Source organism: Nocardia sp. NPDC049526, assembly GCF_044465765.1.
Taxonomy (GTDB): domain Bacteria; phylum Actinomycetota; class Actinomycetes; order Mycobacteriales; family Mycobacteriaceae; genus Nocardia.
In genome coordinates this window covers 349059-363093 of record NZ_JBITMA010000001.1, presented here as the reverse complement: position 1 = coordinate 363093, position 14035 = coordinate 349059, and the positions used below count along the sequence as shown (strand labels likewise).

Sequence of the window (14035 nt, the reverse complement as noted above, 5' to 3'; positions counted from 1 at the left end):
ACGCTTGTCCAGGTTACAGGGGTGGCGGCAGGTGGCACCGCATGGGGGAGATCAGCATCACAAAGCCGGGTGATGCCCGCATACCGAACTCGAGCCGAATGGCATCGTCAATGTTTCTACAAGCTGACAAGCGGGTAAATACTCTTAGCTGGCGAGCGTCATTCTCGACTGCCACATCGAGACACCCGGCCAACGGCGTCCGGCCGACACGAACGGCGCACCCAAGTGTGGCGCTCGCCCGCACCTAGAATTCCGGCCGGACCCGATGGTTCGGATGCGGCGGGTCAGGCGAACTGGCCCGCCGACCGCCCGTCACCCGTCGGTCCTGCGAAAGCCTGTGCGATGGTGAGCCATTCGGCGGCGTCCGCACCCATCGTTTCCAGCGCGAGATCGTCACGGTGCCGTCGCTGGGTAACCAGCAGGCAGAAGTCGAGTGCCTGACCGGTCACTTTCTGCGCGGCATCCTCGGGGCCCCAGGACCACACGCTGTCGTCCGGTGCGGTGAGTTCGACCCGGAATTCCTCGGCCGGCACAGTCTTTCCGCGCACTGTGTACGCGAAGTTCCTGGTGCGCACGCCGATATGAGCGACCGTGCGCAGCCGGGCGGTCGGTGTCCTGGTCAGCCCGAGTGCGTCGGCGATGTCCTGACCGTGTGCGAAGGTCTCCATCATGCGTGCGCTGACCATGGATGCCGGGCTCATCGGCGGTCCGAACCACGGCAGTTTGGTGCCCAACGGCAGCGCGCGCAGGGCCTCGATCAGACCGGCACGGCCGCGGCGCCATCGGTCGAGCAATTCGGCGGCGGGTGCGGTGGCCGCCTCCTCGGCCGCCTCGTCGACGAAGGTGAACGCCTTCGGGCCCGCTTCCTCGACCAGCTTCGCGAAACCGTCCGGATCGGTGGCGGCCAGCGCGGCGACCTCGTCGGTCCAGGCCAGATGGCCGATCTGATGGGCGATACTCCAGCCGGGCGCCGGTGTCGGCGCGGACCAGTCCGCCAGCGGGGCGACGATTCGTTCCAGTTCCGCGCAGTCGTCGGCGAAATCGCGCAGGAGCGCGTCTAGGTCGGCCATCAGATCCCTGTCCCGTCCAGGCGCACTGCTTCGTACACCGTCGTGGTTCAGCATCGCAGCGGACTCAAAAAAATGCAAGCATGCGTGCTTGTATTTGACGCGAGGGCGCCGGCGACCGGATTCGGGCCGGGTTACCAGCCGAAAATCGTCAGGTGGGCGGCGCCGACCACCAAACCGAGCAGCGCGCCGTGCAGATACAACAGCCAGGCATCCTGCTCGACGGAGGCGTAGAACATCTCCATGAACTCCCCCGGGGTGAGGTCCTGGAGCTTGCGTGCGGCGAACTCATCGATCTTCTCGGCCTGCTCGAGGGTGAATGCCTCGTCCTCGACCAGGCTGGGAGCCAGCCCGACCGCCGCGCCCGCGGCGCCGACCTTGAGATTGTCGAACTGGCGGCGGCCGAAGGCGACACGCACGATCGAGGTGGTCGGGCCGAGCTGGCGATGGATCTCATCGGAGACCAGCCGCTCGATCAGCTGTCTGGTCTTATCGCCGTTCGGACCGTCGAGCAGTTCCTTGGACAGGTTCGGCAGCGTCAGCACCTGGTAGGCGAGGATATGCGCGAGATCGGTCGCCGCCTGCGGCTGCCGCTTGGCCAGCAGCGCCTGCTTCCACAAGTACTTGTAGCGCGGCTGCGGATCACCCGGTTCGAAGACCATCTTGACCGCGATGACATTCACGATCACGCCGATCGCCGCCGAGGCAACCAGCACGATCACCCAACCCGGTACCCAGCCGAACACCGGAATGGTGTGGTGCACATGCATATACAGCGCGAGCAGCAGGCCGAACGGCGCACCGAGCAGCCCGATGCGCACCATGAAACGCAATTCGGGGGCGGCGATCGTGGTGGTCAGATCCTTGAGAATGTACGGGTTTTCCTGCAGATACCGGATGACGAAGGTTTTGATATCGATGAGCTGGTCGACATTGTCGCCGAGCGATTCGAAGGCCCGCCGGGTCAATCCGGGCAATTCCCGGTCCACCCGCTGATAGACGACCTGTTTCATCGCCTTCGGCACACCGCGCCACAGGTCCGGATTCTCCCGGTACATCACCTCGTCGACGAGCGGTTCGACCTGTTTGCTCGCGAGTATCGCGATGTAATCGGCAATACTCTCCAGATCCAGTTCGTGGATGAAATCGCGCGGACTGCCGATGCGCATCAGCGCCTTGTCCACGCAAATGCTCGCCATCTTCTCTGCGCGCGCCGGAATGAATCCCTGGAATCCGAGCCGGCGGCCGTCACCGGAGAATGTCGGCAGCACCTGGACCCGGCGCGGAAAATACGGATACAACACCTGGAGGCCAGGAATCCGGATTCCGCGAAAAACGACCGGCCAGAACAGCATCAGCACACCGGTCCAGTTGGTGAGCCAACCGGCGAGCGCACTGAAGATCGGAAAGGTGATCAGATCGACGGAGAACTTGGACAGGCCGGTCAGCTCTTCCCAATCGATGAACACTCCGGAGGTGAGTGTCGTCATCGTGGGATCCCCCTAAAGCCGCCCAAGTGGTGAGATATCTGGTTGCCAACATTCTCATTGGCTCCGACGGGGTGTCAATGCGGGACTAAGCCCCGAGGTTCTGCACCGCATCCAGCAGCATGCGTTGCCTGCGTTCCAGCAGACGGCGGTTGCGGCGGCCGTGCACATGCATTTCCCTACGAGCATGGCGTCGGGTGCGGCGCGTGATCAGACTGTGTAGTTCGGCCGGGGGTGCGATGGCCATGGCCTCGGGGCGGGCGATCGTCGTTGTGAACCAATGCCGTTCGCTGCGCAGCACCCAGGCGTAGACCACTGCGAATACCAGCAAATAGCAGATGGTGCGTGCGGTGGTGCCGACGATCGGCACATTCGCCGGATCCGGTGCGTCCCAACCGAAGTGCAGTGCGCAGCCGAGCAAATAGAAGGTGGCGAAGATGCGGACGCGGTGTGCCGACGACCAGTCCGATCGAGCCACGGCCGGCACGATGCCGATCCCCGCGATGGCGGTGAGCAGCCAGTGTGAGGTGATTCCGGTGATCAACCGGACGATGCCGACGAGCACCGCGTAGGACGCATCCCCCTGTGCCGACAGCAATCCCGAGTTGGCCTCGTAGGTCAGGTCTTCGATCACTTGAAAGCCCAGGCCGACGAATGCGCCGAGCAGCAGTCCGTGCATCGGCCGTTGCAGGAGCGGGCGACTCAGCCAGGCGACGGTGAATACGCCCGCACCCTTGATGCCCTCCTCGACAATCGCCGCGGAGATCGGGGCCTGCCAGTTGCGGGCGAACGGGTCACCGGCCAAATTCTGGATGACGCGCATGTTGTGGTCGTTGGCCCACATGGCGATGCCCGGTCCGGCCAGCGCACCCCACAGGAACCCCATGACCAGCGGCGTCCGAATCCGGTGGCGGGCGCGCAACCGGTCCAGATGCAGGATGACCCACCCGAAGATGACCAGCGTCGCCACCGTGAACGGCAAACCGACCAGCACATCACTCCAGGTCAGGCTGAGCACCGGGGCGATCTGCACGGCCAGTCCGAACGCACCGGCGACCAGCGTCGCGCAATATACCCAGAACAGTGCGGATTTCGGCTGCCACCACTTCACGACGTCACCTGCAGCGAATCCAGAATCGGCTGCAATTCGCTCAGCCGCGGATCGTCCCCGCCGAGTACCAGCGTGACCGCGAGATTGTCCTTACCGACAATCGCGCAGACCCCGGGCTCGGTCGGCCGACGGCAGGTGAGCCCGCCGAATCCGTTCGAGTTGTGCACCTCGCCGCCGTCGAAAACCGCGTCGAACCCCTGTACCCGCAACACCTTCAGCTGCCACTGGGCCGCATCGCGAAAATCGGTGACCCCGTCGACCACCGTCGCCACCAGTCGCGAGCCGCGCGGACTCGCCAACACTGCCGTAGCCGCATCCCCTGTCGGGCTGCGCTCCCAGCCGGAGACCCCCGAGAATTCGACCGTATCGGGCTTCTCTCCCGGCGCGGTCAACTCGACCTCGGCATCCACCGCAACCGCCGTCTCCCGCAGCGGAACAATCGCCGCGAGCACGGGCGGAATACCGATCAGTCCGCCGACAACGACGAGCACCGCCCCCGCCTGCTTCCAGTCCTGCCCGAACACCAACGTGCTCCTCTCGGATGCAGCGGTTCAGCGAATACCGGCACGGTCCGCCCAACAATAGGGCGGTCCCGCCCTTCTCAGCGCCGCAACACCTATGCCATTGCCGACGAGCTGCCCGAGGTGGACCATCTCGATCGACGGTGACCGGACTCGGACGTATCAGCCCGGGTCTGCAGTGAAATCGCGGTCGCCGATCGCGATTCGACCTCGGTAGATGTCGAGCTTGCGGTCGATGAGCGCGAGGTTCTCCTGGATCTCGGCGAGTTTGGCGACCACCTCGGCCCGGTGTGCCTCCATCAGCGCGATGCGTTCCGGTTCGTTGCCGTTTCCGGCGGCTACGAGTTCGGCGTAGCGACGGATGGTCTGGATGGGCATTCCGGTCGCGCGCAGCCTGGTGCAAACGTAGATCCAGTCCAGGTCGAGCTGGTGGTAGCGCCGCCGCCCGCTGGCGGTGCGGTCGACGGGGGTGGTGACCAGGCCGGCGCGCTCGTAGTAGCGCAGGGTGTGCACGCTGACCCCGGTGCGGCGGGCGGCCTCGCCGATACTCAGACCGTCCGGATTGTCGCAGCGAACAGGTCCGAATACCGGCCACGCATCGACTTCGAACACGCTCTGAATTCTAGGCCGCATCGAACGCTGATCGCTCTGAGCGAACGTGGGCAGCGGTGCGGAACAAACATGGAAGGCCCGGGGTTGACTGGACATCGCTCAACTTTTGGAAGGGTCGAACACGTGACTACACCACAGAACCTGCCGGTGCTGTTCCTGACCGATCCGATCGTGCTGCCGGGCATGGTCGTGCCCATCGAACTGGACGAATCGGCGCAGGCCGCCATCGACGCCGCGCGCGCCGCGAATACCGACGCGGTGCTGCTCGCACCCCGATTGACCGAGGGCTACGCCTCCTACGGCGTCGTCGCAACCATCGAACAGGTCGGCCGGATGCGCGGTGGCGCGCCCGCCGCGGTGCTGAAGGCCGAACGGCGCGCCAAGATCGGCCACGGGGTCACCGGGCCGGGTGCCGCGCTGTGGGTCGAGGCCGAACCGGTCGAGACGCCCGCCGCCGACGGTCGCACCAAAGAGCTTGCCGCCGAATACAAGAAGCTGGTCGTTTCGGTGCTGCAGCGCCGCGAGGCCTGGCAGATCATCGACGCGGTCAATCAGCTGACCGATCCGTCGGCGATCGCCGACACCGCGGGCTACGCGCCGTACCTGACCACCGACGAGAAGCGTGAGCTGCTCGAAACCCCCGATACCGCACAGCGTTTGACCAAGCTGATCGAGTGGACCAAGGCGCATATCGCCGAGGCGGAGGTCACCGAGAAGATCAGCGAAGATGTCCGCGAGGGCATGGAGAAGAGTCAGCGCGAATTCCTATTGCGCCAGCAGCTCAATGCCATTCGCAAGGAACTGGGCGAGGACGAGCCCGACGGCGCCGACGACTACCGCACCCGGGTCGAGCAGGCCGATCTGCCCGATGACGTGCGCGCCGAGGCGTTGCGCGAGGTCGGTCGACTGGAGCGGGCCAGCGATCAGAGCCCGGAATCCGGCTGGATCCGGACCTGGCTGGATACCGTCCTCGACCTGCCGTGGACCGTGAAAACCACCGACAGCACCGATGTTTCGGCCGCCCGCGCGGTGCTGGACGCCGATCATCACGGCCTCGACGAGGTCAAGGATCGCATGGTCGAGTACCTGGCCGTGCGCTCCCGCCGGGCCGCGCGCGGACTCGAGGTCGTCGGCGGACGTGGTTCCGGCGCCGTGCTCGCGCTGGTCGGCCCGCCCGGTGTCGGCAAGACCTCACTCGGTGAGTCGGTGGCACGGGCCATGGGCCGCAAGTTCGTTCGCGTCGCCCTCGGCGGTGTGCGCGACGAGGCGGAGATCCGCGGTCACCGGCGCACCTACGTCGGTGCGCTGCCGGGCCGGATCGTGCGGGCCATCAAGGAGGCGGGATCGATGAATCCCGTTGTCCTGCTGGACGAAATCGACAAGGTCGGCTCGGACTTCCGCGGCGATCCGGCCGCGGCACTGCTCGAGGTGCTGGATCCGGCGCAGAACCACACGTTCCGCGACCACTACCTGGATCTGGACCTGGACCTGTCCGACGTGCTGTTCATCGCGACCGCGAATGTCCTGGAGACCATTCCCGGTCCGCTGCTGGACCGCATGGAAATGATCACCGTCGACGGATACACCGAGGACGACAAGGTCGCCATCGCCCGCGACTTCCTGGTGCCACGGCAACTGGAACGCAATGCGCTTACCGCCGAGGAGGTTTCGATCACCGACGAGGCATTGCGCGAGGTCGCGGCCAACTACACCCGGGAAGCCGGTGTGCGGCAGATGGAGCGGTTGATCGCGAAGGCACTGCGCAAGGCCGCGACTCGGCTGTCCGAGGACAGAACTGGTTCGGCCGACAACGTGGTGTCGCTGGGTTACGACGCCGAGCTGGGATACGACGCGCTGGAGTCGCTGACGATAGACCTGGAGAACCTGAAGGACTACCTGGGTCGTCCGCGCTTCACCCCGGATTCGGTGGAACGCACCGCGGTCCCCGGTGTGGCAACGGGTTTGGCGGTCACCGGTCTCGGCGGCGATGTCCTCTACATCGAGGCCAACGGCGCCGAGGGCGAGCGCGCGCTCACCCTGACCGGTCAGCTGGGTGATGTCATGAAGGAGTCGGCGCAGATCGCCCTCACCTACGTGCGCTCGCACCTGGCGGAGATCGGCCTCGAACCGTCCGTGCTGGATCGCAATATTCACATCCACTTCCCGGCGGGTGCGGTGCCGAAGGACGGGCCGTCGGCGGGTGTCACCATGGTCACGGCCCTGGTGTCGCTGGCGCTCGGGCGGCAGGTGCGCGCGGATGTCGGCATGACCGGTGAGGTCACGCTGAACGGCCGGGTGCTGCCGATCGGCGGGGTCAAGCAGAAGCTGATGGCTGCGCAGCGCGCGGGTCTGAAGACGGTGTTCATTCCGGCTCGCAACGAGCCGGACCTGGACGACGTGCCCGCCGAGGTGCTGGCCGCCCTGGATGTGCGCCCGGTCGCCGATGTGGCCGACATCCTGGCCTACGCCATCGAACCGGTCGCCGAACCGGCCCTGGACGCCCCCGCCTTCGCGGCGAGCGCCTGATATTCGCCTCGAACGGGCCGTACCCGCGGGTACGGCCCGTTTCGTATGCATGGTCGCCGTGACCGCGACGCAAGGGCGGTGCAAGCCCGCGCGCACACGATCGGTGCATGACTCCTACCCAGCGGATTCCCGTTCTCGTTGTCGGCGGCGGCCTGGTCGGACTATCGGCCGCGCTGTTCCTCGAATATCACGATGTCCCTTATGTTCTCGTCGAAAAGCGGACCACGGCATCGGCGTTGCCGAAGGCTCGCGGCCTGCACACCAGGACCTCCGAGCTGTTCCGTCAGGTCGGTGTCGAGGAGCCGGTCAAGCGGGCCGCCGTGACCGCATTGCGGGCGGGCAGCTTCGGCGGCGCGAGCAGGGGCACCAGCCTGATCACGGCTGAGCCGCTCGACCTTAGTCACTTGCGGGCGGCAATGGCGGCGGCCGATCCCAGCCCATCGCAGTTCTGCTTCCTGCCCCAGGTGCTGCTGGAGCCGGTGCTCGCGAAGCAGGCACGCGAGCGCGGTGGTGATCTCCGATTCGGGGTCGAGCTCATCGACTTCGAAACCGATGACGCGGGTGTCACCGCAACCCTGCGTGACGAGTCGGGCCGCAGCTCGGTTATCCGGGCCGACTACCTCATCGCGGCCGACGGTGCGGCCAGTCCGGTCCGTCGGGCATTGGGTATCGCCGGCTGGGAGCTGCCGCCGACCCGGCACTACATCAATGCCTTTGTGCGGACGGATCTTACGGGTGTCCTGGGCGGTCGCACCTTCAGCCAGTGCGAGATAAGCAACGACACCATGCGCGGACTCGTCTTGTCCAAGAACAACACCGACGAATGGTCCTTCCAGCTCGAATACGATCCGACCCGTGAGACGGCCGCGGACTATCCGGACGAGCGCTGCATCGAGCTGATCCGCGGCGCGATCGGCGTGCCCGATATCGAGATCGAGGTGCTGGCGCGAAGTGCTTGGGACACCGGCAGTTTCGTGGCCGACGAATATCGGCGCGGCCGGGTCTTCCTCGCCGGTGACGCCGCCCACCGGCACGCGCCGTGGGGTGGTTTCGGCGGCAATACCGGTGTCGCCGACGCACATAATCTCGTTTGGAAACTGGCCGCGGTGCTGTCGGGTACCGGCGGCCCCGCACTGCTCGATTCCTATCAGGCCGAACGGTGGTCGCGTGCGATCATCGCCGCTGAACAGGCCAATCTGGGAGACGACTTCGAAACCCGCTACGGCATCGAAACCCCTGACAACGCAGAGATTTTGGCGCGTCGGTTGGATTTCGGTGCGGTCATGTCGCGCTTCCGGTACGCGTCGAGTGCGGTATCGCGCAAACCCGCGGATTGCATCGAATGGGTCGAGCCGCATGTCGATCGGCTGACCGGACAGGTCGGAACGCGACTGCCGCATCTGTGGCTCGATGCCGAGCACACCACCTCGACCTTGGATCTCTGTGGACCCGGTTACGCGATTCTGATCGCCGGAAACTCGGCTGCCTGGCGCGATGCTGCGGCCGATGCGCAGCGCGCGACCGGTGTCGAGATCGCGGTGCACGGCTTGGGCGCCGAATGGGGTGCCCGCACCGATCTGCCGGAGGGCGGTGCGCTGCTGGTGCGCCCGGACGGACATGTGGCCGCGCGCTCCGATGAGGGCCTGTATCCCCGGTCGCTCGCCACGACATTGCGGTCGCTCATGGGCTGGTCAGCGGATGCTCAGCTGCCGAGTGCACGCTCGACCGAGCGCGCATTGCCCTGGGCAACCGCACGCAGCACCGGTTCGGTGTCCGGGCGCTCGGCATAGATTTCGGATGGACGACGGCTTGGCGGCGCGTCGACCCGGTGACGGTGGTCTCGGCGCGTAGCCGGGTACCGGCGACAGGCCACTGGTAGGTGATGGTGAAGCCGTTGCTCAGCAGCGGTCAGACGGTCGGCCGAGGCCGGCGCAGCAGCCAGGCAAGGAACGATCGCCGTGGCGGGCGCGGATACTTCGCCACCACGGCCCCGGAGCCGATCTCCCCGTCGACTCGGAGCAGCGGCGATCCGGGCAGACTGGTCTCGGTCACTTTGTTCTTGACGGTGCCGCTGCTGGCCTGCACCCGATCGAGGTCGACCCGCCAGCCGCGCGGCACGATCAACTGGACTGTGCCGGAACCCACGGCGACATGGACCACGACCTCGCGGTGTGGGCAAAGTGCCTGCGTGAAGTCGATTTTGATGCCGCCGGAGCTGCATTCGGCCGTGATCTCGGCCGGGACGATCCACGCGCCGGCTTCACCCGCGCCCCACTGCCGGTGCGCAGTTCGATGGGTTCGCGCGCGGCGGCGATCACTGGCAGATCGGCGGTGATGGCGACGAGTTCCTGCGCCGTCTGCGCCGAATAAACCGCGACCAGCCGTTTATCCAGCTCGAGCAGATCGAGTTGCCCCTCGTCGACAGCGAGCTGCAGCTGCTTGGCCGCGACCTCGCGATCGATATCGCCGACCCGAACCGCGGGCAGATTCTCCGGTGCGTCGGTCATGCGGCATCTCCCCTGGCTTGTCCTGACCGAGATCGTACGGACGGCTCGTTTCCGAGTCGACCGCGGACGTTCGTGGCCAATTTCCGCTGCTTGTCATGGTCATGCGGTAAGACCTATATATGCCCAGGTGGCTGCTGCACGTCGATCTCGACCAGTTCCAGGCGGCGGTGGAATTCCGCCGCCATCCGGAGCTGCGCGGCCTGCCGGTCATCGTCGGCGGCAATGGCGATCCCGACGAACCACGCAAGGTGGTGACCTGCGCGTCGTATCCGGCCAGAGCATTCGGGGTGCGCGCGGGGATGGCATTGCGCTCGGCCAAGCGCAAATGTCCCGACGGAATCTTCCTGCCATTGGATATGGCCACCTATGAGGAGGCTTCCGACGAAGTGATGGCGCTGCTGCGGACCTTTCCCGGCAGCGTCGAGGTATGGGGCTGGGACGAGGCCTTCCTCGCCGCCGATACCGACGATCCGGAGCAGCTCGCACGCGAAATCCGCAGCGCCATCGCACAATTGGAACTGACCTGTGCCATCGGCATCGGCGACAACAAGCTCACGGCCAAGCTGGCGACCGGCTTCGCCAAATCCGCGGGCAAGTCCTCGGCCGCGCCCGCAGATACCGTTGGCGCGGCGGCGGGGATCTTCCGGCTCACCGCCGCGAGCTGGGTCGAGGTGATGGCGCATCGTCCGACTAATGCGCTGTGGGGCATCGGAAATCGGATCGCCGCGCGGATGGCCGAACTCGGCATCGAAACCGTCGCCGATCTGATGGCCGCCGATCGCCAGCGCCTCGCCGCCGAATTCGGCCCGAATACCGGCCCGTATCTCTGGGTGCTCGGCCACGGCAAGGGCGATACCGATGTCACCACCGAACCACGAATTCCGGTGGGCCGCAGTAAATCCGAGACCTTTCCACACGATCTGACCGATCCCGAGGAGATCCGCGCACAGGTGGCGCGACTGGCTACCGAGGTCGGCGAGGAGATGGCGGCCGCGGGCCGCACCCCGTTGCGCGTCTCGGTGACCGTTCGCAGCAATACCTTCTACACCCGTAGCAAACAGGAGAAACTCCCCGAGCCGACCACCGATATCGCGGCCATCGTGGAAACCGCCCTCCGCATCATCGATCGGTTCGAATTGGATCGGCCGGTCAGGCTGCTCGGCGTCCGCCTCGAACTCGTCCCGCAATAGCCGGCGCCAATAGCCGGCGCCGAAGATCCACCCCGGCACCGGCCGACGCTCGTATGCTCGTCGGCATGGAGTTCTGGGCGATGGTGGCACAAGAATCGGACAGCGGGATCGTGCTCACGCGGCAGCAGGTCAACGAGGACTTCCTCGGGCCGGGTGAGGTCACGATCAAGGTGCACTACTCGAGCGCGAACTACAAGGACGGGCTGGCGATCACCGCGGGCGGTGGCGTGGTCCGGAATTATCCGATTATCCCCGGCATCGATATCACCGGTGAGGTCGTCACCTCCGAGGTCGACGATTTCGCGCCCGGTGATCAGGTGGTGGCGCACGGCTATGACATCGGCGTTTCGCATCACGGCGGGTTCGCCGAATACGCCAGGGTGCCCGCCGACTGGGTGGTCGGGCTCGACGGCCTCAGCACCCGTGATGCGGCCGCGCTCGGCACCGCCGGTTTCACCGCCGCACTCAGTGTGCAGGGTCTGCTCGATCACGAACTCACCCCGGAGAGCGGCGCGGTGCTGGTCACCGGAGCGACGGGCGGTGTCGGCAGCGTCGCCATCGATATCCTGTCGGGCCTCGGTTTCGAGGTGATCGCCTCCACCGGAAAGACCGATGCGGGTGATCGGCTGGCCGAACTCGGCGCGAACGAGGTGATCGGTCGATTGCCGGAGGATCCGGATGCGAAACTGCGTCCACTGTCCAAGGCCACCTGGGCCGGCGCGGTGGACAGCGTCGGCGGCAAATCCCTCGCCTATATTCTCAGCGCGATCGGCTACGGCGGTGCGGTCGCGGTCAGCGGCCTCACCGGCGGCCCGGATCTGCCGACCACCGTCCTGCCCTTCATCCTGCGCGGCGTATCGCTGCTCGGCATCGACTCCGCGTACGTCCCGATCGACAAGCGCCGCGCGCTGTGGGCACGACTCGCCAATGAGCTGCGGCCCCAACATCTTTCGACCATCGAGAACTTCGCTCCGATCACCGAGGCCGAGCAGGTCCTGCATGCCATTCAGCACGGCAGCCACTCCGGCCGCACCGTATTCGGCGTCGCCGGGGAATTCTGACGGTACCCGCCGAAGCCCGGAACGAGCCGGGCTTCGGCGGGTAATGGCTCAGGCCGCGACCTCGACCGGCTCGTCCGCGAACTGCGTGCGGTACAGCTCCGCGTAGCGTCCGTCGGCGGCGAGCAGTTGGGTGTGCGTGCCGCGCTCCACGATGCGTCCGTCCTCGAGCACCAGGATCTGGTCGGCGGCCCGAATTGTGGAGAGGCGATGTGCGATGACCAGTGCGGTTCGACCGTCCAGCGCTTCGGAAAGCGCCTCTTGGACAGCGGCCTCCGAGGTCGAGTCCAGTGAGGCGGTCGCCTCGTCGAGGATCACCACGCGTGGCTGCTTGAGCAGCAGCCGGGCAATGGTCAGTCGCTGGCGTTCACCGCCGGAGAGGCGGTAGCCGCGTTCGCCGACGACGGTGTCCAGCCCGTCCTGCAGTGACGTCACCAGCTCACGCAACCGGGCCCGCTGCAACGCATCCCACAGTTCGGCCTCGGTGGCCTCGGGTCGGGCCAGCAGCAGATTGGCGCGGATGGTGTCGTGGAACAGGTGGCCGTCCTGGGTTACCAGTCCGACGGTGTCCCGGATCGAGGTCGTGGTCAGCTCGCGCACATCGGTACCGTTGAGCCGCACCGCACCGCCGTCCACGTCATAGAGCCGGGAAACAAGTTGGGCCACAGTGGATTTCCCGGCACCGGAGGAACCGACCAGCGCGACGAGCTGACCGGGCTCGGCCCGCAGCGAAACATTGTGCAGCACCTCCACCCCGCCGCGGGTATCCAGCGTCGCGACATCCTCGAGCGAGGCGAGCGACACTTTGTCGGCCGACGGGTAGCCGAAGGTGACATCGTCCAGTTCCACCGCGACCGGACCCGCCGGCACCGCGACGGCATCCGGTGCGTCCTCGATCAGCGGTTTCAGATCCAGCACCTCGAAGACCCGCTCGAAGCTCACCAGCGCGGACATGATCTCCATCCGCGCGCTGGCCAGCGCGGTGAGCGGTGTGTAGAGGCGGGTCAGCAACAGCGAAAGCGACACCACCGCACCGGCATCCAACTGACCGCGCAGCGCATACCACCCGCCGAGTCCGTAGACCAGGGCCAGTGCCAGCGCCGAAACCAGGGTCAGCGAGGTGACGAACACCGTCTGCAGCATCGCCGTGCGCACCCCGATATCGCGCACCCGACGTGCGCGGAGTGCGAATTCGTCCGACTCCTGCTGCGGCCGTCCGAACAGCTTCACCAGCGTCGCGCCGGGTGCGGAGAACCGTTCGGTCATCTGGGTGCTCATCGCCGCATTGAGGCCCGCGGCTTCCCGCTGCAATCCGGCCAGCCGATTGCCCATCCGTCGCGCCGGAACGACGAACACCGGCAGCAGCACCAGCGCGAGCAGCGTGATCTGCCAGGAGATGCGGACCATGACGGCGAGGGTGAGCGCGAGGGTGACCAGATTCGTGACGACACCGGAGAGCGTGTCGCTGAACGCGCGCTGCGCGCCGATCACATCGTTGTTCAATCGGCTGACGAGCGCGCCGGTGCGGGTCCGGGTGAAGAACGCGACCGGCATCTTCTGCACATGATCGAACACGGCTGTGCGCAGATCCAGGATCAGCCCCTCACCGATCCGCGAGGACAGCCAGCGAATGATCACCCCGAGCGCGGCATCGACCACCGCGAGCCCGCCGATCAGGACGGCGAGGGCAACCACGACGCGCGGCGCCGAGCCACCGACGATGTCGTTGACCACCCGCCCGGCAAGCACCGGCGTTGCCACCGCGAGCAGTGCGGACACCACGCTGAACAGCAAGAACGCACCGATCCGGCGGCGGTGTGGCCGCGCGAACCGCAGAATGCGCTGCGCGGTCGCGAGCCGGAACGGCCGCTGCTCCTGCGGCGCGTTCGCCCGCCGATACATCTGGCTCCAGGCCACCGATTCGATACTCACCGTGCTGCTCCCTCTCGCTCCCCG

At 66.4% G+C, this 14035-nt stretch carries 12 protein-coding genes; 4 read left to right on the top strand and 8 right to left on the bottom strand.

All coding sequences use genetic code 11. The features are described 5' to 3' along the window. Positions 1 to 284: 284 nt before the first annotated feature. The 5 genes from ACIBW7_RS01575 to ACIBW7_RS01555 form a co-directional block, all read right to left on the bottom strand. Positions 285 to 1070: a TIGR03084 family metal-binding protein gene (locus tag ACIBW7_RS01575; RefSeq protein WP_397043022.1), complete on the bottom strand. Its 786-nt coding sequence runs from the start codon at positions 1068 to 1070 to the stop codon at positions 285 to 287. A 131-nt stretch (positions 1071 to 1201) separates the two neighbouring features. Then, positions 1202 to 2557, bottom strand: a complete 1356-nt coding sequence (locus ACIBW7_RS01570; protein WP_397043020.1) for a hypothetical protein — start codon at positions 2555 to 2557, stop codon at positions 1202 to 1204. Positions 2558 to 2642: 85 nt separating this feature from the next. Further along, positions 2643 to 3665 (bottom strand): PrsW family intramembrane metalloprotease, encoded by a 1023-nt coding sequence (locus ACIBW7_RS01565; RefSeq protein WP_397043018.1) that lies wholly within the window; start codon positions 3663 to 3665, stop codon positions 2643 to 2645. Then, positions 3662 to 4189 (bottom strand): hypothetical protein, encoded by a 528-nt coding sequence (locus ACIBW7_RS01560; protein WP_397043017.1) that lies wholly within the window; start codon positions 4187 to 4189, stop codon positions 3662 to 3664. The genes ACIBW7_RS01565 and ACIBW7_RS01560 overlap by 4 nt, the downstream gene beginning before the upstream one ends. Positions 4190 to 4348: 159 nt before the next feature. After that, positions 4349 to 4798 carry a MerR family transcriptional regulator gene (locus tag ACIBW7_RS01555; protein ID WP_397043015.1) on the bottom strand — a complete coding sequence of 150 codons (450 nt, stop codon included), beginning with the start codon at positions 4796 to 4798 and terminating at the stop codon, positions 4349 to 4351. Positions 4799 to 4981: 183 nt separating this feature from the next. Between ACIBW7_RS01555 and lon the strand changes: the two genes are divergently transcribed. Both lon and ACIBW7_RS01545 read left to right on the top strand, forming a co-directional pair. Then, entirely contained in the window at positions 4982 to 7324 is a 2343-nt protein-coding gene (lon, locus tag ACIBW7_RS01550) for an endopeptidase La (RefSeq protein WP_397044125.1), read from the top strand. Positions 7325 to 7431: 107 nt separating this feature from the next. Next, positions 7432 to 9114: an FAD-dependent monooxygenase gene (locus tag ACIBW7_RS01545; RefSeq protein ID WP_397043013.1), complete on the top strand. Its 1683-nt coding sequence runs from the start codon at positions 7432 to 7434 to the stop codon at positions 9112 to 9114. Positions 9115 to 9232: 118 nt separating this feature from the next. On the opposite strand, the gene ACIBW7_RS01540 is transcribed toward ACIBW7_RS01545, so the two are convergent. Together ACIBW7_RS01540 and ACIBW7_RS01535 are read right to left on the bottom strand one after the other, a co-directional pair. Continuing rightward, positions 9233 to 9469 carry a hypothetical protein gene (locus tag ACIBW7_RS01540; RefSeq protein WP_397043011.1) on the bottom strand — a complete coding sequence of 79 codons (237 nt, stop codon included), beginning with the start codon at positions 9467 to 9469 and terminating at the stop codon, positions 9233 to 9235. Further along, positions 9445 to 9831 (bottom strand): DUF1707 domain-containing protein, encoded by a 387-nt coding sequence (locus ACIBW7_RS01535; RefSeq protein WP_397043009.1) that lies wholly within the window; start codon positions 9829 to 9831, stop codon positions 9445 to 9447. The genes ACIBW7_RS01540 and ACIBW7_RS01535 overlap by 25 nt, the downstream gene beginning before the upstream one ends. Positions 9832 to 9950: 119 nt before the next feature. On the opposite strand from ACIBW7_RS01535, the gene ACIBW7_RS01530 reads away from it, so the two are divergent. Together ACIBW7_RS01530 and ACIBW7_RS01525 are read left to right on the top strand one after the other, a co-directional pair. Continuing rightward, a complete protein-coding gene (locus tag ACIBW7_RS01530; protein ID WP_397043007.1) occupies positions 9951 to 11021 on the top strand; it encodes a DNA polymerase IV in 1071 nt (356 codons plus the stop codon). Between the two features lie 65 nt (positions 11022 to 11086). After that, the gene (locus ACIBW7_RS01525; protein WP_397043006.1) at positions 11087 to 12082 is read left to right on the top strand and encodes an oxidoreductase; all 996 of its coding nucleotides are present in this window, start codon (positions 11087 to 11089) and stop codon (positions 12080 to 12082) included. 48 nt (positions 12083 to 12130) lie between these two features. Here ACIBW7_RS01525 and ACIBW7_RS01520 read toward each other — a convergent pair whose 3' ends face one another. Continuing rightward, positions 12131 to 14011 (bottom strand): ABC transporter ATP-binding protein, encoded by a 1881-nt coding sequence (locus ACIBW7_RS01520; RefSeq protein WP_397043004.1) that lies wholly within the window; start codon positions 14009 to 14011, stop codon positions 12131 to 12133. Positions 14012 to 14035 lie beyond the last annotated feature (24 nt).

What these genes read in the sequence shown, in the direction of transcription:
- ACIBW7_RS01575 (WP_397043022.1), bottom strand. Translation starts at nt 1,070, where the DNA reads ATGGCCGACCTAGACGCGCTCCTGCGCGATTTCGCCGACGACTGCGCG.
- ACIBW7_RS01570 (WP_397043020.1), bottom strand. Translation starts at nt 2,557, where the DNA reads ATGACGACACTCACCTCCGGAGTGTTCATCGATTGGGAAGAGCTGACC.
- lon (WP_397044125.1), top strand. Translation starts at nt 4,982, where the DNA reads ATGGTCGTGCCCATCGAACTGGACGAATCGGCGCAGGCCGCCATCGAC.
- ACIBW7_RS01545 (WP_397043013.1), top strand. Translation starts at nt 7,432, where the DNA reads ATGACTCCTACCCAGCGGATTCCCGTTCTCGTTGTCGGCGGCGGCCTG.
- ACIBW7_RS01535 (WP_397043009.1), bottom strand. Translation starts at nt 9,831, where the DNA reads ATGACCGACGCACCGGAGAATCTGCCCGCGGTTCGGGTCGGCGATATC.
- ACIBW7_RS01530 (WP_397043007.1), top strand. Translation starts at nt 9,951, where the DNA reads ATGCCCAGGTGGCTGCTGCACGTCGATCTCGACCAGTTCCAGGCGGCG.
- ACIBW7_RS01525 (WP_397043006.1), top strand. Translation starts at nt 11,087, where the DNA reads ATGGAGTTCTGGGCGATGGTGGCACAAGAATCGGACAGCGGGATCGTG.